This window comes from Streptomyces sp. NBC_01546, assembly GCF_045208355.1.
Lineage (GTDB): Bacteria > Actinomycetota > Actinomycetes > Streptomycetales > Streptomycetaceae > Streptomyces.
The window spans coordinates 2,708,647-2,732,680 of the sequence record NZ_CP109379.1 but is presented as its reverse complement, the minus strand read 5'-3'; the positions used below and the strand labels follow the sequence as shown (position 1 = coordinate 2,732,680).

Here is a 24,034-nt window from a genome sequence, read left to right as displayed (position 1 = left end):
GGACGTCTCGAAGCAGGATCGCTAGGGCCCCCGTTGTGTAGCGGCCTAGCACGCCGCCCTCTCAAGGCGGTAGCGCCGGTTCGAATCCGGTCGGGGGTACGTTGGTCTGGTCTAGACCACTTTGGGCTATAGTGTAATTGGCAACACGAGGGTTTCTGGTTCCCTTATTCTAGGTTCGAGTCCTGGTAGCCCAGCGCAGTAACAGCAGCACCAGCTAGCCCCCGTTGTGTAGCGGCCTAGCACGCCGCCCTCTCAAGGCGGTAGCGCCGGTTCGAATCCGGTCGGGGGTACGCATCGAAGAGGCCCTCCGCGATCATCGCGGAGGGCCTCTTCGCTTTGTCCCGACCCGGTCGACCCGGATACAAGTACGGGCCCGGCGGCGCGTGTTCGGACGTGTGCGGCGTCGTACGCGCCCCCGGGCCCGGGGGTGGTGGATGAAGCAGGGTGAAAGGTCAGCCAGTGCGGCGCAGGGCCTCCGTGAGGCGGGCGGCCGCGTCGATGACGGCCTGGGCGTGCATCCGGCCCGGGTGGCGGGTCAGGCGCTCGATCGGCCCGGAGACCGACACCGAGGCCACCACGCGGTTCGACGGCCCGCGCACCGGCGCCGACACGGAGGCCACGCCGGGCTCCCGCTCGCCGATCGACTGCGCCCAGCCGCGGCGGCGTACGCCCGAGAGCGCCGTCGCCGTGAAGCGCGCGCCCTGCAGGCCGCGGTGGAGCCGCTCGGGCTCCTCCCAGGCCATCAGGATCTGCGCGGCGGAGCCCGCCTTCATCGGGAGGGTCGAACCCACCGGGACGGTGTCCCGCAGGCCCGACAGCCGCTCGGCGGCCGCCACGCAGATGCGCATGTCTCCCTGACGGCGGTAGAGCTGCGCGCTCTCGCCCGTCACGTCGCGGAGGTGGGTCAGTACCGGTCCCGCCGTGGCCAGCAGGCGGTCCTCGCCGGCCGCGGCGGCGAGCTCCGCCAGCCGCGGACCGAGAATGAACCGGCCCTGCATGTCCCTCGCCACCATCCGGTGGTGTTCCAGTGCCACGGCAAGGCGATGTGCCGTGGGTCGTGCGAGCCCTGTCGCCGCGACCAGCCCGGCGAGGGTGGCCGGACCGGACTCCAGTGCGCTCAGTACCAGAGCTGCCTTGTCGAGAACGCCGACGCCGCTAGAGTTGTCCATGAAACGATATTCACGTCTCACACTGTGAAACGCAAGTTCAATTTTTCCAAGAACCAGCGAGTCTGTATGTACGGGTCCACGAACCACTGGGTCCGGGACGGTGAGCCGGAGGGAAAGCGATGGGTAGGACACTCGCGGAGAAGGTCTGGGACGACCATGTCGTCCGGCGCGCCGAAGGCGAGCCCGACCTCCTCTTCATCGATCTGCACCTGCTGCACGAGGTGACCAGCCCCCAGGCCTTCGAAGGCCTGCGCCAGGCCGGCCGCAAGGTCCGACGCCTCGACCTCACCATCGCGACCGAGGACCACAACACCCCCACCCTCGACATCGACAAGCCGATCGCGGACCCGGTCTCCCGGGCCCAGCTGGAGACGCTGCGCAAGAACTGCTCCGAGTTCGGTGTCCGCCTGCACTCGCTGGGTGACGTCGAGCAGGGCGTCGTCCACGTCGTGGGACCGCAGCTGGGCCTGACCCAGCCCGGCACCACGGTGGTCTGCGGCGACTCGCACACCTCCACGCACGGCGCCTTCGGCGCGCTGGCCTTCGGCATCGGCACCAGCCAGGTCGAGCACGTGCTGGCCACCCAGACACTGCCGCTGGCCCGGCCGAAGACGATGGCGATCACCGTCACCGGCGCGCTGGCCGACGGTGTCACCGCCAAGGACCTGATCCTGGCGATCATCGCCAAGATCGGCACCGGCGGCGGCCAGGGGTACATCCTGGAATACCGCGGCGAGGCCATCGAGCAGCTGTCGATGGAAGCCCGCATGACCATCTGCAACATGTCGATCGAGGCCGGCGCCCGCGCGGGCATGATCGCCCCCGACCAGACCACCTTCGACTACCTGGAGGGCCGCGACCACGCCCCCGTGGGCGAGGACTGGGACGCGGCGGTCGCCTACTGGAAGACGCTGCGCACCGACGACGACGCGGTATTCGACGCCGAGGTCGTCATCGACGGCACGAAGCTGGCCCCGTTCGTCACCTGGGGCACCAACCCGGGCCAGGGCGCGCCGCTGTCGGCCAACGTCCCCGACCCGGCTTCGTACGAGGACGCTTCGGAGCGCCACGCCGCCGAAAAGGCCCTGGAGTACATGGGGTTGACCGCCGGGCAGCCGCTGCGCGACATCAAGGTCGACACCGTCTTCGTAGGTTCCTGCACCAACGGCCGCATCGAGGACCTGCGCGCCGTCGCCGGGATCATCGAGGGCCGCAAAGTCGCCGACGGCGTAAGGATGCTGGTCGTCCCCGGCTCGGTCCGGGTCGCCCTGCAGGCCGTGGAAGAGGGCCTGGACAAGCTCTTCAAGGAGGCCGGCGCCGAATGGCGGCACGCGGGCTGTTCGATGTGTCTGGGCATGAACCCCGACCAACTGGCCCCCGGTGAGCGTTCCGCGTCCACCTCCAACCGCAACTTCGAAGGCCGGCAGGGTAAGGGCGGGCGCACCCACCTGGTCTCCCCGCAGGTGGCCGCGGCCACCGCGGTACTGGGCCACTTGGCCTCTCCCGCCGACCTGTCCGACGCCCCCGCGACCGCCGGAGTCTGAGAACCCATGGAAGCCTTCACCACCCACACCGGCCGGGCCGTCCCGCTGCGCCGCAGCAACGTCGACACCGACCAGATCATCCCCGCCCACTGGCTGAAGAAGATCACCCGTGACGGGTTCGAGGACGGGCTCTTCGAGGCCTGGCGCAAGGACCCGGAGTTCATCACCAACCGCCCGGAGCGCGCCGGGGCGACCGTGCTGGTGGCCGGCCCCGACTTCGGTACCGGTTCCTCGCGCGAGCACGCCGTATGGGCCCTGCAGAACTTCGGCTTCAAGACGGTCATCTCCTCCCGCTTCGCCGACATCTTCCGCGGGAACTCGCTGAAGAACGGCCTGCTGACCGTCGTTCTGCCGCAGGAGACCGTCGAGCGGCTGTGGAAGCTGACCGAGGCCGACCCCACCGCGGAGATCACCGTCGACCTGGTCGACCGCCAGGTGCGAGCGGAGGGCGTCGTGGCGGAGTTCGAACTCGACGACAACGCCCGCTGGAGGCTGCTGGAGGGCCTGGACGACATCTCCCTCACCCTTCAGAACGAAGCGGACATCGCCACGTACGAAAGTGCCCGTCCGGCCTTCAAGCCGCGCACGGTTCAGGTCTGATTCCAGCCTGATCAGCGCTTATTCACCTTCGGGTGATCACGTCCACGACACTGTGCCCCCCACCGTCCGGTGGGGGGCACAGCTGTGTGTTGAGGCCCCGTGAGGCGACAACTCGCCCCAGATGGCACAATCTGTGCATGGAACGCGACAGTCAACTTGAGCTCTACGAACTCGTCGCGGACCGGCTGAAAGAAGCACACACACGGGTGCGCTCACTGCAAGTCCCGGAGGGCGTAAGGATGGCGCTGTCCCGGAAGCTGTTGGTCGTCACGGCCGCGGCGAAGCACGATCTCGCCGATGCGGCAAGGCGCCTGGACAGGTTGATGAAGGACCTTGACGAGGGTCGATTCCCTGAAGGCGACTGATGCGAAGGAACTCCGTAACGGCCTCCAGCGTTGCGGCACTAGGGTGATTAGCCCGTTTCGTGTTTGATTTGCGGTATATATCCGCCTAACGTGCGAAATAAGCTTGAACACATTCGTTCTGGCGAAGTCTCCGAAGGGGAAGACGTTGAACAAGGCGCAGCTCGTAGAAGCGATTGCCGACAAGCTGGGCGGCCGTCAGCAGGCCGCGGACGCTGTCGACGCGGTACTGGACGCGATCGTCCGCGCTACCGTCGCGGGCGACCGGGTCTCGGTCACGGGCTTCGGCTCGTTCGAGAAGGTCGACCGTCCGGCCCGTTACGCCCGCAACCCGCAGACCGGAGAGCGCGTCCGGGTCAAGAAGACCTCGGTGCCCCGCTTCCGTGCGGGCCAGGGGTTCAAGGACCTGGTCGCCGGCACCAAGAAGCTGCCCAAGGGCGGCGAGGTCTCGGTGAAGAAGGCGCCCAAGGGCAGCCTCACCGGTGGTGCGTCCGCGACGGTCAAGAAGGCCGCCGCGAAGAGGGCCACCACCGCCAAGAAGGCGGCGGCAAAGACCGCGGTCGCAAAGAAGGTCACGGCCAAGAAGACCACCGCCACCGCCAAGAAGGCGGCGGTGAAGAGCACGGCTACCGCCAAGAAGGCGACGGCCACGGCGAAGAAGGCCACGGCCGCCAAGAAGGCCACGCCGGCGGCGAAGAAGACCACCGCCACCGCGAAGAAGACCGCTCCGGCCGCCAAGAAGGCCACCGCAGCGACGAAGGCGCCCGCCAAGAAGACGGCGACGCGCAAGGCCACCGCGAAGAAGACCACCGCCCGCAAGAAGTAGGGGCACGAGTCACACACGCCGGGCCGGTTTCCCCTCCGCGGGGAAACCGGCCCGCGGTGCGTCTCAGAAGGTCTGCAGCGTGACCAGGGTGATCCGCAGGGCCGCGCCCTCGCCGTCCGTCTCGATCCGGACCCGCTGCCCGGGCCGCAGCAGCCGCAGGCCGCCCGCGTCGAAGGCCGGGGCCTCGAAGGGCACCGGGGTGCCGTCGTCCAGCAGCACACTGCCGCTGCGGGTCTGGGAGTCGTACGTGTACGCGGTCGCCTGCATACCGGCACTGTATCGGGCCGTATGAGGCCCCACACCGAGGGCGAGAGCCGTCCTCAGATCCGCCGCCGTATCCACGTCCCGGCGCACGCTGTCCACGCCCGACAGTGCGATTTCCACCGCCCCCGAAGCCGAATGACGGGCCCGCGAGCGGCCGCCGAACGCGGGTGCCAATTCCACGTCCGGAGCAGCGGAAAGCAAGGTCGTCCCGATTCCGGCCGCATCCGCCAGAAATGCCCGGGGAAATGCCGATGCGGTTTCGAGCACGCGTAGCAATTCGGGCGGCCGCAGGGCCGGCAGATCGGCGTTCATCGCGGCCACCGCCGCCCCCGGCCGGTCCGCCCGTATCGCCCGCGCCCCGTGGGCCAGCGCCGCGTTGAGCCCGGCCCCCGGGCCGTCCGCGACGATCCGCGCCCCCAGCCGGGCCAGTTCCGCGGAGGCCACCGAGTCGTCCGTGACCACCACCACATCCGCGACCGCCGGGCAGGCCAGCGCCCCCGCCACGGTGTCCTGGGCGAAGGCGAGCGCGAGCCCCGGGCGGGACGCGCCCACCGCGGCCGCGAGCCGGCTCTTGGCCGTCGACAGAGGCTTCAACGGGACCACCAGGCTCCAGACGGCGTTCGTGACCGACCCCTTCCCTCCGGTGCGCTCCGGCACATGTACAGCCCATGGTCAGGTCATGGCCGGGTTATGTGTCGGCCCATTGTCACCTCCGCCCGGGCAGCCCGGGGCTCCGGCCGCGTGAGCGGGGCGTACGGTGTTCTCGACAGAGACCGGGCCTGGGGCGACACTTGTCCGGCCGACGAGGTGCCCACGCCGCGCACCGGTCCTAGAGGAAGGTGTCCGAGTGTCCCGCCGCAGAATCGGCTTCTGGTACCGCCTGGCGGCGGTCATCGCAAAACCGCCGCTGGTAGTGCTCTTCAAGCGGGACTGGCGGGGAATGGAGCACATTCCGGTCGATGGCGGCTTTATCACCGCCGTCAATCACAACTCGTATCTGGACCCGCTCTCCTACGCGCACTTCCAGTACAACACCGGCCGCGTACCCCGATTGCTGGCCAAGGCGGGCCTCTTCAAGGTCCCCATTGTCGGCGCGATCCTGCGCGGATCAGGGCAGATCCCGGTCTACCGCGAGAGCACCAACGCCCTGGACGCATTCCGGGCCGCGGTGGACGCGATCGAGCGCGGCGAATGCGTGGCCTTTTACCCGGAAGGCACGCTCACCCGCGATCCCGACATGTGGCCGATGGCCGGCAAGACCGGCGCCGCCCGTGTCGCGCTGATCACCAAGGCCCCCGTCATTCCGGTGGCCCAGTGGGGCGCGAACCTCGCGATGCCGCCCTACGCCCAGCAGGACAAGGTCCGGCTCTTCCCGCGCAAGACCCTCCAGGTGCTCGCCGGACCGCCCGTCGACCTTTCCGCCTTCTACGACCGGGAACCCACCCCGGAAGTGCTCAAGGAGGCCACCGAGGTCATCATGGCGGCCATCACCGCGCTGCTGGAGGAAGTGCGCGGCGAGACCGCGCCCGAGCAGCCGTACGACCATCGCAAGGCCAGGGCGGAACAGCGGCGCAAGGCCGCGGGGGAGGGCAAGAAGTGACACGTCCCGTGAAGGCAGCCGTGTACGGAACCGGCTCCTGGGGCACGGCCTTCGGCATGGTGCTCGCCGACGCCGGCTGCGAGGTGACCCTCTGGGGCCGCCGCCGGGAGCTGGCCGACGCCATCAACACCGGCCGGACCAACCCGGACTACCTGCCGGGGATCGAACTCCCCGAGAACCTCCGCGCCACCACCGACCCGGCCGAGGCCGCGCGCGGCGCCGACTTCACCGTCCTCGCCGTCCCGTCCCAGACGCTGCGCGGCAACCTCGCCGCATGGGCCCCGCTGCTCGCCCCCGACACCGTGCTCGTCTCCCTGATGAAGGGCATCGAACTCGGCACCGCCAAGCGGATGAGCGAGGTCATCGAAGAAGTGGGCAAGGTCCCGGCCGAGCGCGTCGCCGTGGTCACCGGCCCCAACCTGGCCCGCGAGATCGCCGCCCGCCAGCCCGCCGCCTCCGTCGTGGCCTGCGTGGACGAGGCGGTGGCCCAGCGCCTCCAGGCCGCCTGCCACACCCCGTACTTCCGCCCCTACACCAACACCGACGTCGTCGGCTGCGAGCTCGGCGGCGCCGTCAAGAACGTCATCGGCCTCGCCGTCGGCATCGCGGACGGCATGGGCCTGGGCGACAACACCAAGGGCTCGCTCATCACCCGCGGCCTCGCCGAAACGACCCGCCTGGGCCTGGCGATGGGCGCCGACCCGCTCACCTTCTCCGGCCTCGCCGGACTCGGCGACCTCGTCGCCACCTGCTCCTCGCCGCTCTCCCGAAACCACACCTTCGGCACCAACCTCGGCCGCGGGATGACCCTGGAGGAGACCATCGCGGTCACCAAGCAGACCGCCGAGGGCGTCAAGTCCTGCCAGTCCGTGGCCGATCTGGCCCACCGGCACGGCGTCGACATGCCGATCACCGAGACGGTCGTCGACATCGTCCACCACGGCAAGCCGACCCTGGTCGCGCTCAAGGAACTGATGGGACGCAGCGCCAAACCGGAACGCCGCTGACTCCTTTCCGGACGTCTGAGCGGGTACCCTCGTGGCGATATGAGCAGCGAGAACCTCCCCCAGACCCCTGAGCAGCAGGGCCGCAAGCCCCGCGTGGCCGTCGTGTTCGGCGGCCGCAGCTCGGAACACGCCATCTCGGTCGTCACGGCGGGCGCGGTGCTGCGCTCCATCGACCGCTCCAAGTACGAGGTGCTGCCCATCGGCATCACCACGGACGGCCGGTGGGCACTGACCGCCGACGAGCCGTCGCGGATGGCCATCGCCGACCGCAAACTCCCGAGCGTCGCGGAGCTCGCCGACTCCGAGGACGGCGCCGTCGTGCTCTCGGTCGACCCCGCCAGCCGCGAGGTCGTCTACACCGAGCCCGGCGCCGTCCCCAAGGCCCTGGGCGAGGTCGACGTCGTCTTCCCCGTCCTGCACGGCCCGTACGGCGAGGACGGCACCCTCCAGGGCCTCCTGGAGCTGTCCGGGGTCCCGTACGTCGGCTCCGGCGTCCTCGCCTCGGCCGTCGGCCAGGACAAGGACTACATGAAGCGGGTGTTCACCTCCTTCGGGCTGCGCGTCGGCCCGTACGTGACCATCCGCCCCCGTGAGTGGACCGCCGATCCCGACGCCGCCCGCGGCCGCATCCTGGACTTCGCCGCCGAGCACGGCTGGCCGCTGTTCATCAAGCCCGCCCGGGCCGGCTCCTCCATCGGCATCACCAAGGTCGACGACGCCTCCGGCCTGGACGAGGCGGTCCGCGAGGCCCAGCGCCACGACCCGAAGATCATCGTGGAGGCGCTGCTGCGCGGCCGCGAGATCGAGTGCGGGGTCCTGGAGTTCGAGGACGGCCCGCGCGCGAGCGCGCCCGCCGAGATCCCGCCGGTCTCCAGCCACGACTTCTACGACTTCGAGGCGAAGTACATCGACTCGGCCTCCGGGATCGTGCCCGCCCCGCTCACCCCGGAGCAGACCGCCGAGGTGCAGCGGCTCGCGATCGAGGCCTTCGAGGCCGCCTCCTGCGAGGGCCTGGTGCGCGCCGACTTCTTCCTCACCGAGGACGGCACCTTCGTCATCAACGAGATCAACACGATGCCGGGCTTCACGCCGATCTCCATGTACCCGCGGATGTGGCAGGAGTCGGGCATCGAGTACCAGGAACTGGTCGACCTCCTGATCCAGGCCGCACTGCGCCGCTCCACCGGGCTGCGCTAGCCGCCGGGCCGTACAGCAGACCGCCCGCCGACCCGCCCTCACAGGCACGGTTCGGCGGGCGGCGGTGTGCTCGGCAGGAGCTCAGTAGGACGAGATGCCCTCCGGCACGGTCGCGGAGACGGCGGCGGACAGCCCGACCAGCATCCCCGCGTCCGTGGCGTGCTCCTTGTCGACCCGGACCTCCGTGTACGCCAGCCGCAACCCGGTGGTGAACCGGAAACCGCCTCCGGCGCTGTCGGGGAGCTGCTCCAGCAGCCAGGCCACCCCGTTCACGTGGACGCCCTCCTGCTTCGGATCGGCCATCGTGGGGGGCTTGGGGATACCGCACCGCAGTACGATCGCCGAGCCGCCCCACGCGGCCGTCAGACCGGACTCCGGTTCGGTCGGGGTCCGCCCCAGGCCGGCCACCGTCTCCGGGAGCTCCTCGTGCAGTGCTGCACAGAGCCCCGCGACGTCGGCGGGCGGCGTGGGAGGCGGATCCACCCGGGCCTGGGAACCGCCCGGAGAACATGCCGCGAGGGCCAGTACGGCCGACACGGCCGGCAGGAATCGGACACGGCGGGGCCGGCGGTGGAGGGACATCACCGGCCAAGAGTAGACGGGGGCTACAGATGGACCACCGGGCAGGTCAAGGTGCGGGTGATCCCCTCCACCTGCTGGACCTTGGCCACGACCATGCGGCCGAGCTCGTCCACGGTGTCGGCCTGGGCGCGCACGATCACGTCGTACGGACCCGTCACGTCCTCGGCCTGGATCACCCCCGGGATCTGGCCGATGGACTCGGCGACGAACGACGCCTTGCCCACTTCGGTCTGGATAAGGATGTACGCCTGTACCACGGAACCTCCAGGGCGGCCACGAGGATCATTTCCCCTAACCTTCAGGTGGGCCCCACACGATCGAAGGGGCCGGGGGAAGAAGGGACGCCACGGTACCGCGTTGCCGCGCGCCGCGGGGAGACCCGCGAGCCCGGCGCCACGCACAGCGGGGCGTACGGAGAGCTGAAGTTGACGTATCTGTTGACGGTACCCAGAGCTGTGACGGCTCGCGACCGCAAGCGGACTGGGCAAGAAGGGGCACAGCGATGAAGGGCACTGTGGGCGAACTGGGGGAGTTCGGGCTCATTCGTGAGCTCACCTCACGGCTCACCACCACCCCGGCGGTCCGGCTCGGACCGGGCGACGACGCCGCGGTGGTGTCGGCACCCGACCGGCGGGTCGTGGCGAGCACCGACATCCTGCTGGAAGGCAGGCACTTCCGGCGCGACTGGTCCACCGCCTACGACGTCGGCCGCAAGGCCGCCGCGCAGAACCTCGCCGACATCGCCGCCATGGGCGCGGTGCCGACCGCACTGCTCCTCGGCCTCGTCGTCCCGGCCGAGCTGCCGGTCACCTGGCCCACCGAGCTGATGGACGGCATCCGCGACGAGTGCCAGGTCGCCGGCGCGGCCGTGGTCGGCGGGGACGTCGTGCGCGGCGACACCATCACCGTCGCCATCACCGCCCTCGGCGACCTGCGCAACCACGAGCCCGTGCTGCGCTCCGGCGCCCAGCCCGGCGATGTCGTGGCCGTCACGGGCTGGCTCGGCTGGTCCGCCGCCGGCTTCGCGGTCCTCTCGCGCGGCTTCCGCTCCCCGCGGGCCTTCGTCGAGGCGCACCGGCGCCCCGAGCCGCCCTACCACGCGGGCCCCGCGGCCGCCGGGCTCGGCGCCACCGCCATGACCGACGTCAGCGACGGCCTGATTGCCGACCTCGGGCACATCGCCGAGGCCAGCAAGGTACGGATCGACCTGCGCTCGGGGGCCGTCGACATCCCGACCCAGATGCACGACATCGGCCAGGCCGTCGGCGTGGACCCGCTGCAGTGGGTGCTCACCGGGGGAGAGGACCACGCGATCGTGGCCACCTTCCCGCCCGACGTGAAGCTCCCGGCCCGCTGGAAGGTCATCGGCGAGGTGCTCAACCGCTCCGCGCTGCCCCAGGTCACCGTGGACGGCGCGCCCTGGACCAGCACGGGCGGCTGGGACCACTTCGGGGCCGATCCGGCCACCGAGGACAGCGCCACGTGAGCACCGCCCCGCCGCTGTGCCTGACCGTCGCCGGATCCGACTCCGGCGGCGGCGCAGGCATCCAGGCCGACCTCAAGACCATGCTGGCGCTCGGCGTGCACGGCATGAGCGTGGTGACCGCGGTGACCGCGCAGAACTCGCTCGGGGTACGGGGAGTCTGGGAGCTGCCCGCCGAGGCCGTGACGACCCAGTACCGGGCCGTCGTGGACGACATCGGCGTACAGGCCGTGAAGACCGGCATGCTCTCCTCCGCCGTGCTCGTGGAGACGGTGGCCGCCCTGTTGGCCGACACCCCCGCCCCGTCCGTCGTGGACCCCGTGGGCGTCTCCAAACACGGCGACTCGCTGCTCGCCGCCTCGGCGCTGGACGCCGTGCGCAAGGAGCTGCTCCCGCGGGCCACCGTGGCCACGCCCAACCTGGACGAGGTGGCGCAGCTCACGGGCGTGCTGGTGGAGAGCGAGGACGACATGCGGCGGGCCGCCGACGCGATCCTCGGGTACGGGCCGCGGTGGGCGCTGATCAAGGGCGGGCACCTGGCGGCGCACGGGGACGAGGCCGTGGACCTGCTGACCGACGGGACCGAGGAGCGGTGGCTGCGGGCCCCGCGGCACGACAACCGGCACACCCACGGCACGGGCTGCACCCTCGCCAGTGCGGTCGCGGCGGGCCTGGCCAAGGGCCTGACCGTCCCGGAGGCGGTCACGGCCGCCAAGGAGTACGTCACGGGCGCCATCGCCACCGGTTTCCCGCTGGGCGGCGGCATCGGCCCGGTGGATCACGCCTGGCAGTGGCGCTGAGCCCCACCCGGTCCGGGAAACGGTCCGGGACACGGTCCGGGAAAGACAAAAGACCGGTTCACCAGAGGTGAACCGGTCTTCTTGGCAACCGGAAAGGGCTGCGCTACGACGGGAGGCGTCAGCGCGAGACCTTGCCGGCCTTGATGCACGAGGTGCAGGCGTTGAGGCGCTTCGGCGTCCCATTGACCACGGCACGGACACGCTGGATGTTCGGGTTCCAGCGACGCGAGGTGCGGCGGTGCGAGTGGGAAATGCTGTTGCCGAAGCTCGGCCCCTTGGCGCAAACGTCGCAGTTGGCAGCCACAGGTCACTCCAAAGACTTCAGATGCACTTACAGTGAATCCCGGCGCACCGGTATCAGGGATCTGAAGTGGTTTGCCGGGGGGAATGGCCCGACTCTCATCGGGCAACCGGAGCAGCATACAACGACTGCGTCCGTCCAAGAAAACTACCATGACCGCCGCTGCCCCCGCCCCGGGGTCCGGACGTCCGGGCAGTCCTTGGTTACCCTGCGGTGAACCCTGGCCCGCACAAGGAGGAACGCCCGGTGCCGCACGAGCCGCAGCCGCAGCGCCCCGACGAGCTCGACGCCGAAGCGGTGCGCACCTGGAGCTCGCTGGCCCTGGCCGCACTGGGCCGGGCCCGCGAGGACATCGACGCGATCAACGTCTATCCGGTGGCCGACGCGGACACCGGCACCAACCTCTACCTCACCGCCGAATCGGCCGACCGCGCCCTCGACGAGGCCTTCGGGAAGGCCGCTCCGGGCGCCCCGGGCATGACCGACGCCACACGGACCTCCCTGGCCCAGGCCGTACGGGCCTACGCGTACGGGGCTCTCGTCGGGGCCCGGGGCAACTCCGGGACCATCCTGGCGCAGCTCCTGCGCGGAGTGGCCGACGTACTCGGCGACGAGCCCGGCGAGCGGGGGCCCGGCCGGCTGCTGGCCCAGGCGCTGACCCGGGCCGCGGAGGAGGCGTACGGGGCCGTCGCGCACCCCGTGGAGGGCACCATGCTCACCGTCGCCGCGGCGGCCGCCCGCGCCGGCGAGGCGGCCGGGAGCGCGGCGGGAAGCGCCGCCGACGTGGCCCGCGCCGCCTACGACGGGGCCCGCGCCGCCCTGGCCGAGACCCCGGGGCAGCTGGCCGCGCTGGGCCGGGCCGGGGTGGTCGACGCCGGGGGCTGCGGGCTGGTCGCCGTACTCGGGGCCCTGTGGCAGGCGCTCTCCGGGCAGGAGCCGGCCCCCGAGCCGGTGCGCGGCCGGGCCGTGTCCGTACCGCAGACCCCGGAGCCCTGCGCGCAGGAGGACGGGCCGGCCTACGAGGTGGTCTACCTGCTCGAGGCCTCCGAGGCGGCGGTCGGGGAGCTGCGCGAACAGCTCGACGGGCTCGGCGACTCCCTGGTCGTGGTCGGCGGCGAAGGGCTGTGGAACGTCCACGTGCACGTCGACGACCCGGGCGCGGCCGTGGAGGCCGGCGTCGTCGCCGGCCGGCCGTACCGGATACGCATCACGCACTTCGGCGACGAGCGGCGCCGGGCCCGGGGCGAGCGCGCCCAGCGGGCCGTGGTCGCCGTCGTCCCGGGCGAAGGGCTGGCCGGGCTGTGCGGGGAAGCGGGCGCGACCGCGGTGCTCGTGCGCCCCGGAGAGGTCCCGGCCGTCGGCGACCTGGTCGACGCCATCCGCCGTGCGCACGCCCGCGAGGTGGTCCTGCTGCCGGGCGGCGCCGAGCTGCGCGCGACCGCGGCCGCGGCGGCCGAGCGGGCCCGGGCCGACGGCGTGCGCGTGGCGGTGATCCCCACCCGGTCGGCGGTCCAGGGCCTGGCCGCCCTCGCCGTGCACGACCCGGAGGGCAGCTTCGACGAGGACGTGGTAGCCATGACCGCGGCGGCCGGCGCCACCCGGTACGCGGAACTCGCCGTCGCCGAACGGCAGTCCTTCACCTCGGCCGGGATCTGCCAGGCCGGGGACGTGCTCGGCCTCATCGACGGCGACGTCGCCGTCATCGGCCCGGGCCTGACCGAGACCGCCGAGGCCGTCCTGGAGCGGATGCTGGGCTCCGGCGGCGAACTCGTCACGCTCGTACTGGGACCCGAGGTGCCGGACACCCTCGCCGAGCACCTGGAGGCGTACGTCCAGCACGGGCACCTGGCCGTGGACACCGTCACCTACCGCGGCGGGCGGTACTCGGCGCCGCTCCTCATCGGGGTGGAATAGCCGGCTTGTCAGCGGCATGGTGTGCAATGGAACACGTGCCCGCGCTCGACGAAGACCTCAAGAAGACGCTCGGTCCCGCCACCGCCAAGGTGCTGGCCGAGCAGCTCGGCCTGCACACGGCCCTGGACCTGCTCCACCACTACCCCCGGCGGTATGCCGAGCGCGGTGAGCTGACCTCGCTGGCCGAGCTCGCCGACCAGATCGACGAGCACGTGACCGTCGTCGCGCAGGTCGCCGACGCCCGGATCCTGAGCTTCAACGGGGGCCGCGGCAAACGCCTCGAAGTCACCATCACCGACGGCAGCGGCCGGCTCCAGCTGGTCTTCTTCGGCGCGGGCGTGCACAAGCCGCACAAGGACCTGCTGCCCGGCACCCGCGCGATGTTCGCGGGCAAGGTCTCGAAGTTCAACCACAAGCTCCAGCTGGCGCACCCCGCCTACGAGCCGCTCGGCGGGGACGCCTCCGACCGGGACGCGGCCACCGCCTTCGCCAGCCAGCTCATCCCGATCTACCCGGCCTGCGCGAAACTGGAGTCCTGGAAGATCGCCAAGTGCGTGGACGCGGTGCTGCCCAGCGCCCAGGAGGCCGTGGACCCGCTTCCCGCCGCCCTGCGCGAGGGCCGCGGTCTGGTCCCCCTCACCGAGGCCCTGCTGAAGATCCACCGGCCGGCCACCAAGGCCGACATCGACGACGCCCGCCAGCGCCTGAAGTGGGACGAGGCCTTCGTCCTCCAGGTCGCCCTGGCCCGCCGCCGGCACGCCGACTCCCAGCTCCCGGCCGTGCCCCGCCGCCCCGCCCAGGGCGGGCTGCTCGACTCCTTCGACGCCAAACTCCCCTTCACGCTCACCGAAGGCCAGCAGGGCGTCTCGAAGGAGATCTTCGACGACCTGGGCACCAGCCACCCCATGCACCGCCTCCTCCAGGGCGAGGTCGGAAGCGGCAAGACGATGGTGGCGCTGCGGGCCATGCTCGCCGTCGTGGACTCCGGCGGGCAGGCCGCGATGCTCGCGCCCACCGAGGTCCTCGCACAGCAGCACCACCGGTCCATCACCGAGATGATGGGCGAACTGGCCGAGGGGGGCATGCTCGGCGGATCCGACCAGGGCACCAAGGTGGTCCTGCTCACCGGGTCCATGGGCGTGCCGGCACGGCGCCGGGCCCTGCTCGATCTGGTCACCGGCGAGGCCGGGATCGTGATCGGCACGCACGCGCTGATCGAGGACAAGGTGCAGTTCCACGACCTCGGCCTGGTGGTCGTCGACGAACAGCACCGCTTCGGCGTGGAGCAGCGCGACGCGCTCCGGTCGAAGGGGAAGCAGCCCCCGCACCTGCTGGTGATGACCGCGACCCCGATCCCGCGCACCGTCGCCATGACGGTCTTCGGCGACCTGGAGACCTCCGTCCTCGACCAGCTGCCCGCCGGGCGCTCGCCGATCGCGACCCATGTGGTGCCCGCCAAGGACAAGCCGCACTTCCTCACCCGGGCCTGGGAGCGGGTCCGCGAGGAGGTGGAGAAGGGCCACCAGGCGTATGTGGTCTGCCCCCGGATCGGCGACGAGGAGGAGCCGAAGAAGAAGGCCGCCGCCGAGGACGAGGCCGAGAAGCGGCCGCCGCTCGCCGTCCTGGACATCGCCGAACAGCTCACGCGCGGCCCGCTGGCCGGACTGAGCGTTGAGGTGCTGCACGGGCGGATGGACCCGGCCGACAAGGACGACGTGATGCGCCGCTTCGCCGCGGGCGAGGTCAAGGTGCTGGTCGCCACGACCGTCATCGAGGTCGGGGTGAACGTGCCGAACTCCACCGCCATGGTGATCATGGACGCGGACCGGTTCGGCGTCTCCCAGCTCCACCAGCTGCGCGGCCGCGTCGGCCGCGGCTCCGCACCCGGCCTGTGCCTGCTGGTCAGCGAGATGCACGAGGCGAGCCCCGCCCGGGCCCGGCTGGCCGCCGTCGCCGCCACCCTCGACGGCTTCGAGCTCTCCCGCATCGACCTGGAGCAGCGCCGCGAGGGCGACGTACTGGGCCAGGCGCAGTCGGGCGTGCGCTCCTCGCTGCGGATGCTGGCCGTCATCGAGGACGAGGAGGTCATCGCCCAGGCCCGGGAGGAGGCCACCCGCGTGGTCGCGGAGGACCCGGAGCTGGAGCGGCTGCCGGGGCTGCGGACCGCGCTGGACGCCTTGCTGGACACCGAGCGGGAGCAGTACCTGGAGAAGGGCTGACAATAGGGGGGCCCGCTACTCCCGAAGACCGAAGGACCCTATCGATGACCCGCGTGATCGCCGGCAGCGCCGGCGGGCGACGGCTGGCCGTGCCCCCCGGCACCGGCACCCGGCCGACCTCCGACCGGATGCGCGAAGGCCTCTTCTCCACGTGGGAGTCGCTGCACGGCGTCGAAGCGGCCCGGGTGCTGGACCTCTACGCAGGTTCCGGAGCCGTCGGCCTGGAGGCCCTCTCCCGCGGCGCGGACCACGCCCTGCTGGTCGAGACCGACCCCAAGGCCGCCAAGTCCATCCGGGACAACATCAAGGCCGTGGGCCTGCCCGGCGCCGAATTCCGGTCGGGCAAGGCCGAGCAGGTCATCGCGGGGAGGGCCGGCGGGGACCCGTACGACATCGTCTTCCTGGACCCCCCGTACGCCGTCGGCAACGACGATCTTCGGGAGATCCTGCTCACACTCCGGTCCAATGGCTGGCTCACGGACGATGCGCTCGTCACCGTGGAACGCAGCACCAGGAGCGGCGCCTTCCCGTGGCCCGAGGGCTTCGAGCCGCTCCGGTCGCGGAAGTACGGCGAGGGCACCCTTTGGTACGGTCGCGCCGCCTTCACCAGCGAAGACTCATGAACGAGGGAGTTCAGTTGCGCCGCGCCGTCTGTCCGGGATCCTTCGACCCCATCACCAACGGACACCTCGACATCATCGGACGTGCCTCCAGGCTGTACGACGTCGTGCACGTCGCCGTGATGATCAACCAGTCGAAGCAGGGCCTGTTCACCGTCGAGGAGCGGATCGAGCTGATCCGCGAGGCGACGGCCGACTACGGCAACATCCAGGTCGAGTCCTTCCACGGGCTGCTCGTCGACTTCTGCAAGCAGCGGGACATCCCGGCCATCGTCAAGGGCCTGCGCGCCGTCAGCGACTTCGACTACGAGCTCCAGATGGCCCAGATGAACATGGGCCTGTCGGGCGTCGAGACGCTGTTCGTCCCGACGAACCCCACCTACAGCTTCCTGTCCTCCTCCCTGGTCAAGGAGGTCGCGGCGTGGGGCGGCGACGTCGCCCACCTGCTTCCGGCGCACGTGCACGCGGCGCTGATGGAGCGCCTGCGCGAGCGCTGAGTCGCTGACGGGCCGTCAGTCAGTGTCGGGGGGCCGCCCGCTGGCCTTACAGTCGTGGCGTCCGACTCGGGAACCGCCCGAGGCCGAGAGAGTGCGAGCCCCCATGGACGTGCAGAAGAAGCTCGACGAGATCGTCGCGGCCGTCGGCGGCGCCCGGTCCATGCCCATGTCGGCCTCCTGCGTGATCAACCGCGCCGAGCTGCTCGCCCAGCTCGAAGAGGTCCGCGAGGCGCTCCCCGGCTCGCTCGCACAGGCGCAGGAGCTCATCGGCGGCCGGGCGCAAATGGTCGAGGAGGCCCGCCGGGAGGCGGAGCGGATCATCGAGTCCGCCCACAACCAGCGCGGTTCGCTGATCTCCGACACCGAGATCGCGCGGCGCTCCCAGGCCGAGGCGGACCGGATCCTGGAGGAGGCCCGCCGGGAGGCCGAGGAGATCCGGGCCGAGGCCGACGACTACGTCGACAGCAAGCTCGCCAACTTCGAGGTCGTGCTCACCAAGACCATCGGGTCGGTGGACCGGGGCCGGGAGAAGCTGCTGGGCCGCGGCCCCGGGCTGGACGAGCAGGGCTACCGGGACCCCGACTACGACGAGGCGCCCGAGCGCAGCCACGACCCCGACACGCAGCGGCAGCAGGCGGACGCGTACGTGGACACCAAGCTGGCGACCTTCGAGGCGGTGCTCTCCAAGACCCTGGAGGCCGTCGGCCGCGGCCGGCAGAAGCTGCTGGGCCGGGTGCCCACGGACGACCTCGGCGCACACATGGCCGCCCAGGACGCGGCGGGCGGGCAGCAGTCCCGTTCCGGGAGCGACGCCGACTTCCTCGCGGGCCTGGCCGAGCCGCAGCCGGCGCCCGCGTCGCCGATCCCGGCGCAGCCCGAGCCTGTGTACGACACGTACTCCTACCAGCAGCAGCCCCAGCAGCAGGACGGCTACGCCTACCAGGGCCACCAGGACCCCTATGCGGGGTACCAGCAGCAGCCCGACCCGTATGCGGGATACCAGCAGCAGCAGCCCGACCCGTATGCCGCGTACCAGGAGCCGCAGGGGCAGCAGCCCTCGCTCGACGAGACCAGCTTCTTCGACACGAGCATGATCAACCTGGATCAGCTGCGCCAGTACGAACAGGGGCGCTAGGCCAGGATTGGGCGCAGAGCGCGCTGCCGGGTATCCTGGCTCTTCGGTCGCGCGTATGCACCGCGATCCATGCTGCCCACATGTGGCTCAATCTTTATGGGCAGCGTCTTTGATCTTCAGCGATCTGTGAAAGCAGGAACGGCCCTGAATACCCGCCTCGACCACCGCAACCCCCTCGTGTTCGACACGCACGAGCTGGGTCGGCGTCCTGGTGCCATGCAGCGGCTGTCCCGTGAGATCGCGGCACCGGCGGACCTCGGTCTCGCCGGCGTCATCGGAGTGCCGGAAGGCACCCCGCTGAAGCTCAAGCTCCGCCTGGAGTCGGTCATGGAAGGGGTGCTTGTCACAGGCACCGCCCGTGCATCGGCAACCGGGGAGTGCGTAAGGTGTCTGGAGTCCGTGGAGCGCGAGCTCAAGGCGGACTTCCAGGAGATGTTTTCGTACCCTGACGCCGACGACCGGACCCGCTCCAAGGCGGAGCCGGCCGACGACGCCGAGGACGACGAGGACACGCTCTTCCTCGAGGACGGTTTGTTCGACCTCGAACCCGTGCTGCGCGACGTGGTGGTGCTCGCACTGCCGCTGCAGCCGGTGTGCCGGGAGGATTGTCTCGGACTGTGCCCCGATTGCGGGCTCAGCCTGAACGACGACCCGGACCACCACCATGACGCCGTCGACATCCGTTGGGCGGCACTGCAGGGACTCGTCGTGACCGATCAGGACGACGAGAAGGACAACATGAGCGGCACTGCCTCTGACGGAGTTCAGGGCGCCGCCGAGAAGCAGGAGAAGTAGCCGTGGCTGTTCCGAAGCGGAAGATGTCGCGCAGCAACACGCGCCACCGCCGGTCGCAGTGGAAGGCTGCGGTCCCCACCCTGGTTTCGTGTGAGCGTTGCCAGGAGCCGAAGCTCCAGCACATTGCGTGCCCGAGCTGCGGCACCTACAACAAGCGCCAGGTCCTCGAGGTCTGAGCGGCTGGTGAGAGGCGCAATGTCTGAGCTGTCCAACGCTGAGAAGCAGGCAGACAGTAACAACGCGGCCTCGTCCCACAAGCTTCTGGAAGGGCGGCTCGGGTATCGACTCGAGTCCGCCCTTCTGGTGCGTGCACTGACCCACCGCTCGTACGCGTACGAGAACGGCGGTCTGCCCACCAACGAGCGGCTGGAGTTCCTCGGGGACTCCGTGCTCGGCCTGGTGGTCACGGACACGCTGTACACGACCCACCCGGATCTCCCCGAAGGCCAGCTGGCCAAACTTCGGGCCGCGGTGGTCAACTCGCGTGCACTGGCGGAGGTCGGGCGTGGCCTCGAACTCGGCTCCTTCATCCGGCTCGGCCGGGGCGAAGAGGGCACGGGTGGCCGGGACAAGGCCTCCATCCTCGCCGACACCCTTGAAGCGGTGATCGGCGCGGTCTACCTCGACCAGGGCCTCGACGCGGCCTCGGAGCTGGTTCACCGGCTCTTCGACCCGCTCATCGAGAAGTCCTCGAACCTCGGAGCCGGCCTGGACTGGAAGACCAGTCTCCAGGAGCTCACGGCGGCCGAAGGTCTTGGCGTACCGGAATACCTGGTCACCGAGACCGGCCCGGACCACGAGAAGACCTTCACTGCTGCTGCCCGCGTCGGTGGTGTCTCGTACGGCACCGGCACCGGCCGCAGCAAGAAGGAAGCGGAACAGCAGGCGGCGGAATCCGCCTGGCGCGGTATCCGTACCGCGGCGGACGAGCGGATCGCGGCTGCGGCCGCGGCCGGTGCGAACGCCGAAGCCGGTGCTCCGGCCGAGGAGGGCGGGGCGCCGACGCCCGCCGACCCGACGCCGAGCGCCTGACCCTTCCTTCGGGGTTTCCCCCGCCCCGCCACCTGCCCCGGCAGGCGGCGGGGCGGTCCCGTTTCCGGGGCCCCGCGACGGGGCCGGTAGGCTCGGCGGCAGCGCCCAGAACCGCATCGCCACCGGAGGAGAACCGTGCCCGAGCTGCCCGAGGTCGAAGTCGTGCGGCGGGGCCTCGAGCGCTGGGTGGCCGGGCGGACCGTCGAGGCCGTCGAGGTCCTGCACCCCCGTGCCGTACGGCGCCACGCGGGCGGCGGGGCCGACTTCGCGGCGCGCCTGCGCGGGGAGACCATCGGGGTGCCGCAGCGGCGCGGGAAGTACCTGTGGCTGCCCCTGGCGGGCCGGGACCTGTCGGTCCTGGGTCATCTGGGGATGAGCGGACAACTGCTCGTGCAGCCCGAGGACGCCCCCGACGAGAAGCACCTGCGGATCCGGGTGCGGTTCACTGATTCCGACAGCGGCTCCGCCGCGGGCGCCGCCGGAACCGAACTGCGCTTCGTGGACCAGCGGACCTTCGGCGGGCTCTCGTTGCACGAGGTCGCCGCCGACAGCACCGACGGGCTGCCCGACGTCATCGCCCACATCGCGCGCGACCCCCTGGACCCGTTGTTCGACGAGGGCGCCTACCACCTGGCGCTGCATGGCCGGCGGACCACCGTCAAGCGGGCGCTGCTCGACCAGTCCCTGATCAGCGGGGTCGGCAACATCTACGCGGACGAGGCGCTGTGGCGCGCCAAGCTGCACTACGAGCGCCCCACGGCCACCCTCACACGCCCCCGGAGCGCGGAACTCCTGGGCCACGTCCGGGACGTCATGAACGCGGCCCTCGCCGTCGGCGGCACCAGCTTCGACAGCCTCTACGTCAACGTGAACGGCGAGTCGGGCTACTTCGACCGGTCGCTCGACGCCTACGGGCGCGAGGACGAGCCCTGCCGTCGCTGCGGTACGCCGATGCGGCGCCGGCCGTGGATGAACAGGTCGAGCTACTTCTGCCCGCGCTGTCAGCGGGCTCCGCGCGTGTCGTCGTAGGTCTGCCGGGCGGTCAGCACGTCCGGCATGCTCCCCTCCAGGAAGTGGATGAGGGAGAGCAGACGGTCCGCCACCTCGACGCCGAGCGGGGTGAGTTCGTAGTCGACGCGGGGCGGGTTGGTCGGCTGCGCCTCGCGGTTGACGATGCCGTCGCGCTCCAGCGCGTGCAGGGTCTGGGAGAGCATCTTCTCGCTCACGCCCTCCACGCGGCGGCGCAGCTCGTTGAAGCGGCACGGGCCCTCGCGCAGAGCGCCCACGGTGAGGCTGCCCCAGCGGCCGGTGACGTGTTCCAGGGTTTCCCGGGACGGGCACGCGCGCGCGAAGGCATCGAACGGTAGTTCGGACTCGGCGCTCTCGGTACAGACGGATGGTGTGTCCATGAGGTAGAGCGTACCTCCGTATAGCGCTAACTGAGGGGTTGCGCTTTCTAAAAGTTAGTGGTTTTCTTTTCCTCGTCGCAGTCTTCCCCCGTCGCACCGCTCCCGTGAGGCGACGGGGACTTCCCGAGGAGAGTTCCCCGTGTCCGGTACCACGCACACCCCCGTCGTCTCGATCGCCTACCACTCCGGCTACGGCCACACCGCGGTCATCGCCGAGGCGGTCCGCAACGGCGCCGCCGAGGCCGGTGCGACCGTCCACTTCATCAAGGTCGACGAGATCGACGACGCGCAGTGGGAGCTGCTCGACGCCTCCGACGCGATCGTCTTCGGCTCGCCGACCTACATGGGCACGGCGTCCGGTGCCTTCCACGTCTTCGCCGAGGCCACCTCGAAGCGCTGGTTCGGCGACGCCTGGCAGGACAAGGTGGCGGCCGGTTTCACCAACTCGGCCTCCAAGAGCGGCGACAAGCTGCACACCCTGCAGTTCTTCCAGATCCTGGCCGCGCAGCACGGCATGAGCTGGGTCAACCTGGGCCTGAAGCCGGGCTGGAACTCCAGCACCGCCTCGGAGAACGACCTCAACCGCCTCGGCGTCTTCGCCGGTGCCGCCGCGCAGACCAACTCCGACGAGGGTGCGGACGCGGTCCACAAGGCCGACATCGCGACCGCCGAGCACCTGGGCCGGCGCGTCGCCGAGCACGCCCGCGTCGTCGTCGCGGGCCGCGCGGCCCTGGCCGCGCTCTAAGGCTCGCTAGAAGCCGAAGTCCTGGGTCCACCAGGGGCCGCCGGCGGCGAAGTGGGCGCCGACGCCCAGGGTGCGGAACTCGCAGTTGAGGATGTTCGCCTTGTGGCCCGGGCTGTTCATCCAGGCCTTCATCACGGCCTCGGCGTCGCCCTGGCCGCGGGCGATGTTCTCGCCGCCGAGGCCCGAGATCCCGGCCTTGGTGGCGCGGTCCCACGGGCTGTTGCCGTCGGGGTCGGTGTGGCCGAAGAAGCCGCGGGTGGCCATGTCCTTGCTGAAGGCGCCCGCCAGCGTCGCGAGCGGCGGGTTCGCCCGGACCGGACCGCACCCGGCCTGCGCGCGCTCCTGGTTCACCAGGGTGACCACGGCGGCCTCCTCGGCGGAGTGACCGTCGATGGCCGGCGGGGGCGGGGTCGTCGGCGCCTTGGCGGACGGCTTCGGGGGCACGGGGGCGGGCTTCGCCGGGGCCTCGCTGGAACGCGCGGTGGACGGCGCGGCGGAGGGCGAGGCGCTCGGCGAGGCCGAAGCCGAAGCCGATGCCGGCGCCGAAGGCGACGCGGAGGCCGATGCGGACGGGCTCGGTGAGGCGGAGGGGGAAGGGGAGGCCGACGGGCCGGCCGACGGGGAGCCCGAGCCGGTGGGGACGCGGCCGGACAGGTTGGCGAGGCCGCCCTGCTGGTCCACGGCGCTGCCGTCGGGGCTCGCCGAGGCCTTCGCGCGGGCCTCTGTGGAGTCGGAGGCCGAACCGGCGACCCCTACGTAGGGGAAGGAGTCGCCGACCGGCACCATGCCGGTGGTGACGGCGGCCGTACCGAGCGCCACGGCAACCGAGACGCCCAGCAGGCCGGTGCGCAGGGCGGTGCCGCGCTTGCCGCCGCGGCGCGGTGCGGCGTGAAGTCCGTGGCGTCCCATCGGCGTCGTGCCTTCCTTACCAGATCAAGATCGTCCCTTACTCGCCCAAATGGGTGAGTTCATTGGTGCGCGACTGTACGCCATGGGGCAAGGGGGCGATGTGTCCCGAAAGTGTTTGCCCGGTTAGCGTTCACGCATGAATGAAGATGTCCGCCTGATCGCCTGGGTGCGCGGCCGTGTGCAGGGAGTCGGCTTCCGCTGGTTCACCAGGGAGAACGCCCTGGAGATCGGCGGAGTCGTCGGTTTCGCGCTCAATCTCGACGACGGGCGAGTGCAGGTGGTGGCGGAAGGTCAACGTGAGAATTGCCACCGGCTGCTCGACTGGCTGCGCTCGGCCGACACGCCCGGCCGGGTGGACGGGGTGACAGAGATCTGGGGCACACCGCGCGGTGGCTACGACGGCTTCGCGATCCGGTGACCTTTCTGCTGATCATGTACTGATCACACCCCGAGGCCGTCCGCACACGGTCGGATCTGCGCATTCTCCGTCGACGCGTTGCCGACGCGGGCGATCCGTGGAAGGCTCGGAGATGAGGATGATCTCCACGTCCCTTGCGGGGCCCGGGCTGCCCGCCGATACGGGGCGTGATCGTGTTGACCGTCAAACTTTTTGGTGAGACGCTGGAAGCCCCGCGCACCTGAGCTGTTTGGCAGTGTTGGCAGTAGTAAGAGCAGTGACTGACAGTCGCTGTCGGACATCCGCGGGTGCGATTCCCTCACGACCCACACCGCTTCGGTCGGTCACTCAGTGTGGAGGACCATCCATCATGGCAAAGGCGCTTCTCGGTTACGTCGGCGGTTCCGATCCGCGACTCCTCGCCGAGATGCGACGGCTTCAGCAGCGCGTCCAGGACCTCGAGTCCGAGCTCGTACGGATTCAGTCCGAAAATGACGCGCTGAACGCGGCCGCCGCTCAGCACGACGGAGACTCGCTGCTCGACAGCATCGAGATCGACGTACCCCAGGCGGAGCCTGCGCTCACCTGATCCGCTCTCATCGTCGCTCGACTCCAGCCCCGCATGAT

The 24,034-nt window shown here is 70.8% G+C and carries 27 protein-coding genes, 3 tRNA genes and 1 pseudogene; 24 read left to right on the top strand and 7 right to left on the bottom strand.

The window, feature by feature from the left end:
• The first annotated feature begins 26 nt into the window (after positions 1-26).
• The 3 genes from OHA89_RS12085 to OHA89_RS12075 all read left to right on the top strand — a co-directional run bounded on the left by OHA89_RS12085 (position 27) and on the right by OHA89_RS12075 (position 290).
• Positions 27-99, top strand: a tRNA-Glu gene (locus OHA89_RS12085).
• Positions 100-122: 23 nt separating this feature from the next.
• A tRNA-Gln gene (locus OHA89_RS12080) sits at positions 123-194 on the top strand.
• Positions 195-217: 23 nt separating this feature from the next.
• Positions 218-290, top strand: a tRNA-Glu gene (locus OHA89_RS12075).
• 162 nt (positions 291-452) lie between these two features.
• Here OHA89_RS12075 and ndgR read toward each other — a convergent pair.
• A complete protein-coding gene (gene ndgR / locus OHA89_RS12070; protein WP_150517662.1) occupies positions 453-1,169 on the bottom strand; it encodes an IclR family transcriptional regulator NdgR in 717 nt (238 codons plus the stop codon).
• 119 nt (positions 1,170-1,288) lie between these two features.
• Between ndgR and leuC the strand changes: the two genes are divergently transcribed.
• The 4 genes from leuC to OHA89_RS12050 all read left to right on the top strand — a co-directional run bounded on the left by leuC (position 1,289) and on the right by OHA89_RS12050 (position 4,501).
• Positions 1,289-2,713, top strand: a complete 1,425-nt coding sequence (leuC, locus tag OHA89_RS12065; protein ID WP_257554007.1) for a 3-isopropylmalate dehydratase large subunit — start codon at positions 1,289-1,291, stop codon at positions 2,711-2,713.
• Between the two features lie 6 nt (positions 2,714-2,719).
• The gene (gene leuD, locus OHA89_RS12060; protein ID WP_215149799.1) at positions 2,720-3,313 is read left to right on the top strand and encodes a 3-isopropylmalate dehydratase small subunit; all 594 of its coding nucleotides are present in this window, start codon (positions 2,720-2,722) and stop codon (positions 3,311-3,313) included.
• A gap of 137 nt (positions 3,314-3,450) precedes the next feature.
• Complete coding sequence (locus tag OHA89_RS12055) at positions 3,451-3,678, top strand: hypothetical protein (protein WP_030009267.1); 228 nt, start codon at positions 3,451-3,453, stop codon at positions 3,676-3,678.
• Positions 3,679-3,823: 145 nt separating this feature from the next.
• The gene (locus OHA89_RS12050) at positions 3,824-4,501 is read left to right on the top strand and encodes an HU family DNA-binding protein (protein ID WP_215149798.1); all 678 of its coding nucleotides are present in this window, start codon (positions 3,824-3,826) and stop codon (positions 4,499-4,501) included.
• A 264-nt stretch (positions 4,502-4,765) separates the two neighbouring features.
• On the opposite strand, the pseudogene cofC reads toward OHA89_RS12050, so the two are convergent.
• Positions 4,766-5,422: pseudogene (gene cofC, locus OHA89_RS12045) on the bottom strand (2-phospho-L-lactate guanylyltransferase); the annotation flags it as partial.
• A gap of 190 nt (positions 5,423-5,612) precedes the next feature.
• Between cofC and OHA89_RS12040 the strand changes: the two are divergent.
• From OHA89_RS12040 to OHA89_RS12030, 3 genes are read left to right on the top strand one after another with little or no spacing between them, the layout of a single operon-like run.
• Positions 5,613-6,365 (top strand): 1-acyl-sn-glycerol-3-phosphate acyltransferase, encoded by a 753-nt coding sequence (locus OHA89_RS12040; RefSeq protein WP_215149797.1) that lies wholly within the window; start codon positions 5,613-5,615, stop codon positions 6,363-6,365.
• Positions 6,362-7,372, top strand: coding sequence for an NAD(P)H-dependent glycerol-3-phosphate dehydrogenase (locus tag OHA89_RS12035; protein ID WP_215149796.1), 1,011 nt, complete (start codon positions 6,362-6,364; stop codon positions 7,370-7,372). The genes OHA89_RS12040 and OHA89_RS12035 overlap by 4 nt, the downstream gene beginning before the upstream one ends.
• Before the next feature lie 39 nt (positions 7,373-7,411).
• Entirely contained in the window at positions 7,412-8,569 is a 1,158-nt protein-coding gene (locus OHA89_RS12030) for a D-alanine--D-alanine ligase family protein (RefSeq protein ID WP_215149795.1), read from the top strand.
• An 81-nt stretch (positions 8,570-8,650) separates the two neighbouring features.
• Here the strand turns inward: OHA89_RS12030 and OHA89_RS12025 are convergent, their stop codons facing one another.
• Positions 8,651-9,151 (bottom strand): DUF3515 domain-containing protein, encoded by a 501-nt coding sequence (locus OHA89_RS12025; RefSeq protein ID WP_215149794.1) that lies wholly within the window; start codon positions 9,149-9,151, stop codon positions 8,651-8,653.
• A gap of 23 nt (positions 9,152-9,174) precedes the next feature.
• Positions 9,175-9,408 (bottom strand): Lrp/AsnC family transcriptional regulator, encoded by a 234-nt coding sequence (locus OHA89_RS12020; protein WP_030028650.1) that lies wholly within the window; start codon positions 9,406-9,408, stop codon positions 9,175-9,177.
• 245 nt (positions 9,409-9,653) lie between these two features.
• Between OHA89_RS12020 and OHA89_RS12015 the strand changes: the two genes are divergently transcribed.
• On the top strand, positions 9,654-10,637 hold the full coding sequence (locus tag OHA89_RS12015) for a thiamine-phosphate kinase (protein ID WP_215149793.1): 984 nt from the start codon (positions 9,654-9,656) through the stop codon (positions 10,635-10,637).
• The gene (gene thiD, locus OHA89_RS12010) at positions 10,634-11,434 is read left to right on the top strand and encodes a bifunctional hydroxymethylpyrimidine kinase/phosphomethylpyrimidine kinase (RefSeq protein WP_266614758.1); all 801 of its coding nucleotides are present in this window, start codon (positions 10,634-10,636) and stop codon (positions 11,432-11,434) included. The genes OHA89_RS12015 and thiD overlap by 4 nt, the downstream gene beginning before the upstream one ends.
• 118 nt (positions 11,435-11,552) lie before the next feature.
• Here thiD and rpmB read toward each other — a convergent pair whose 3' ends face one another.
• On the bottom strand, positions 11,553-11,738 hold the full coding sequence (gene rpmB, locus OHA89_RS12005) for a 50S ribosomal protein L28 (RefSeq protein ID WP_073911113.1): 186 nt from the start codon (positions 11,736-11,738) through the stop codon (positions 11,553-11,555).
• A 243-nt stretch (positions 11,739-11,981) separates the two neighbouring features.
• On the opposite strand from rpmB, the gene OHA89_RS12000 reads away from it, so the two are divergent.
• The 9 genes from OHA89_RS12000 (at position 11,982) to mutM (ending at position 20,976) form a co-directional block, all read left to right on the top strand.
• Entirely contained in the window at positions 11,982-13,649 is a 1,668-nt protein-coding gene (locus OHA89_RS12000; RefSeq protein ID WP_257554004.1) for a DAK2 domain-containing protein, read from the top strand.
• Positions 13,650-13,675: 26 nt separating this feature from the next.
• Positions 13,676-15,868: an ATP-dependent DNA helicase RecG gene (gene recG / locus OHA89_RS11995; RefSeq protein WP_406366134.1), complete on the top strand. Its 2,193-nt coding sequence runs from the start codon at positions 13,676-13,678 to the stop codon at positions 15,866-15,868.
• A 44-nt stretch (positions 15,869-15,912) separates the two neighbouring features.
• A complete protein-coding gene (gene rsmD / locus OHA89_RS11990) occupies positions 15,913-16,491 on the top strand; it encodes a 16S rRNA (guanine(966)-N(2))-methyltransferase RsmD (protein WP_266614755.1) in 579 nt (192 codons plus the stop codon).
• A 14-nt stretch (positions 16,492-16,505) separates the two neighbouring features.
• The gene (gene coaD, locus OHA89_RS11985) at positions 16,506-16,985 is read left to right on the top strand and encodes a pantetheine-phosphate adenylyltransferase (RefSeq protein ID WP_215150770.1); all 480 of its coding nucleotides are present in this window, start codon (positions 16,506-16,508) and stop codon (positions 16,983-16,985) included.
• Between the two features lie 103 nt (positions 16,986-17,088).
• The gene (locus OHA89_RS11980; protein WP_406366131.1) at positions 17,089-18,120 is read left to right on the top strand and encodes a cell division initiation protein; all 1,032 of its coding nucleotides are present in this window, start codon (positions 17,089-17,091) and stop codon (positions 18,118-18,120) included.
• A gap of 96 nt (positions 18,121-18,216) precedes the next feature.
• A complete protein-coding gene (locus tag OHA89_RS11975) occupies positions 18,217-18,915 on the top strand; it encodes a DUF177 domain-containing protein (RefSeq protein WP_215150754.1) in 699 nt (232 codons plus the stop codon).
• 2 nt (positions 18,916-18,917) lie between these two features.
• Positions 18,918-19,091 (top strand): 50S ribosomal protein L32, encoded by a 174-nt coding sequence (gene rpmF / locus OHA89_RS11970; protein WP_003965982.1) that lies wholly within the window; start codon positions 18,918-18,920, stop codon positions 19,089-19,091.
• 19 nt (positions 19,092-19,110) lie between these two features.
• A complete protein-coding gene (gene rnc / locus OHA89_RS11965; protein WP_215150756.1) occupies positions 19,111-19,947 on the top strand; it encodes a ribonuclease III in 837 nt (278 codons plus the stop codon).
• A gap of 135 nt (positions 19,948-20,082) precedes the next feature.
• The gene (mutM, locus tag OHA89_RS11960) at positions 20,083-20,976 is read left to right on the top strand and encodes a bifunctional DNA-formamidopyrimidine glycosylase/DNA-(apurinic or apyrimidinic site) lyase (RefSeq protein ID WP_406366128.1); all 894 of its coding nucleotides are present in this window, start codon (positions 20,083-20,085) and stop codon (positions 20,974-20,976) included.
• On the opposite strand, the gene OHA89_RS11955 is transcribed toward mutM, so the two are convergent.
• A complete protein-coding gene (locus OHA89_RS11955; protein ID WP_215150760.1) occupies positions 20,949-21,356 on the bottom strand; it encodes a helix-turn-helix domain-containing protein in 408 nt (135 codons plus the stop codon). The two genes, mutM and OHA89_RS11955, sit on opposite strands and share 28 nt — an antisense overlap.
• A 139-nt stretch (positions 21,357-21,495) precedes the next feature.
• On the opposite strand from OHA89_RS11955, the gene OHA89_RS11950 reads away from it, so the two are divergent.
• On the top strand, positions 21,496-22,101 hold the full coding sequence (locus OHA89_RS11950) for a flavodoxin family protein (protein WP_266614752.1): 606 nt from the start codon (positions 21,496-21,498) through the stop codon (positions 22,099-22,101).
• 6 nt (positions 22,102-22,107) lie between these two features.
• Here the strand turns inward: OHA89_RS11950 and OHA89_RS11945 are convergent, their stop codons facing one another.
• Positions 22,108-23,010 carry a CAP domain-containing protein gene (locus OHA89_RS11945; RefSeq protein WP_266614751.1) on the bottom strand — a complete coding sequence of 301 codons (903 nt, stop codon included), beginning with the start codon at positions 23,008-23,010 and terminating at the stop codon, positions 22,108-22,110.
• Positions 23,011-23,146: 136 nt separating this feature from the next.
• Here OHA89_RS11945 and OHA89_RS11940 point away from each other — a divergent pair, with 136 nt between their 5' ends.
• Together OHA89_RS11940 and OHA89_RS11935 are read left to right on the top strand one after the other, a co-directional pair.
• On the top strand, positions 23,147-23,428 hold the full coding sequence (locus OHA89_RS11940; protein ID WP_257553999.1) for an acylphosphatase: 282 nt from the start codon (positions 23,147-23,149) through the stop codon (positions 23,426-23,428).
• 349 nt (positions 23,429-23,777) lie between these two features.
• Complete coding sequence (locus OHA89_RS11935) at positions 23,778-23,996, top strand: hypothetical protein (RefSeq protein WP_069922122.1); 219 nt, start codon at positions 23,778-23,780, stop codon at positions 23,994-23,996.
• The last annotated feature ends 38 nt before the right edge of the window (positions 23,997-24,034 follow it).

What these genes read in the sequence shown, in the direction of transcription:
- OHA89_RS11945 (WP_266614751.1), bottom strand. Translation starts at nt 23,010, where the DNA reads ATGGGACGCCACGGACTTCACGCCGCACCGCGCCGCGGCGGCAAGCGC.
- OHA89_RS12055 (WP_030009267.1), top strand. Translation starts at nt 3,451, where the DNA reads ATGGAACGCGACAGTCAACTTGAGCTCTACGAACTCGTCGCGGACCGG.
- rnc (WP_215150756.1), top strand. Translation starts at nt 19,111, where the DNA reads ATGTCTGAGCTGTCCAACGCTGAGAAGCAGGCAGACAGTAACAACGCG.
- leuC (WP_257554007.1), top strand. Translation starts at nt 1,289, where the DNA reads ATGGGTAGGACACTCGCGGAGAAGGTCTGGGACGACCATGTCGTCCGG.
- ndgR (WP_150517662.1), bottom strand. Translation starts at nt 1,169, where the DNA reads ATGGACAACTCTAGCGGCGTCGGCGTTCTCGACAAGGCAGCTCTGGTA.
- OHA89_RS12030 (WP_215149795.1), top strand. Translation starts at nt 7,412, where the DNA reads ATGAGCAGCGAGAACCTCCCCCAGACCCCTGAGCAGCAGGGCCGCAAG.
- OHA89_RS12015 (WP_215149793.1), top strand. Translation starts at nt 9,654, where the DNA reads ATGAAGGGCACTGTGGGCGAACTGGGGGAGTTCGGGCTCATTCGTGAG.
- OHA89_RS11935 (WP_069922122.1), top strand. Translation starts at nt 23,778, where the DNA reads ATGGCAAAGGCGCTTCTCGGTTACGTCGGCGGTTCCGATCCGCGACTC.
- leuD (WP_215149799.1), top strand. Translation starts at nt 2,720, where the DNA reads ATGGAAGCCTTCACCACCCACACCGGCCGGGCCGTCCCGCTGCGCCGC.
- OHA89_RS11980 (WP_406366131.1), top strand. Translation starts at nt 17,089, where the DNA reads ATGGACGTGCAGAAGAAGCTCGACGAGATCGTCGCGGCCGTCGGCGGC.
- OHA89_RS11975 (WP_215150754.1), top strand. Translation starts at nt 18,217, where the DNA reads ATGGGCAGCGTCTTTGATCTTCAGCGATCTGTGAAAGCAGGAACGGCC.
- rsmD (WP_266614755.1), top strand. Translation starts at nt 15,913, where the DNA reads ATGACCCGCGTGATCGCCGGCAGCGCCGGCGGGCGACGGCTGGCCGTG.
- recG (WP_406366134.1), top strand. Translation starts at nt 13,676, where the DNA reads ATGGAACACGTGCCCGCGCTCGACGAAGACCTCAAGAAGACGCTCGGT.
- OHA89_RS12025 (WP_215149794.1), bottom strand. Translation starts at nt 9,151, where the DNA reads ATGTCCCTCCACCGCCGGCCCCGCCGTGTCCGATTCCTGCCGGCCGTG.
- OHA89_RS11940 (WP_257553999.1), top strand. Translation starts at nt 23,147, where the DNA reads ATGAATGAAGATGTCCGCCTGATCGCCTGGGTGCGCGGCCGTGTGCAG.
- OHA89_RS11955 (WP_215150760.1), bottom strand. Translation starts at nt 21,356, where the DNA reads ATGGACACACCATCCGTCTGTACCGAGAGCGCCGAGTCCGAACTACCG.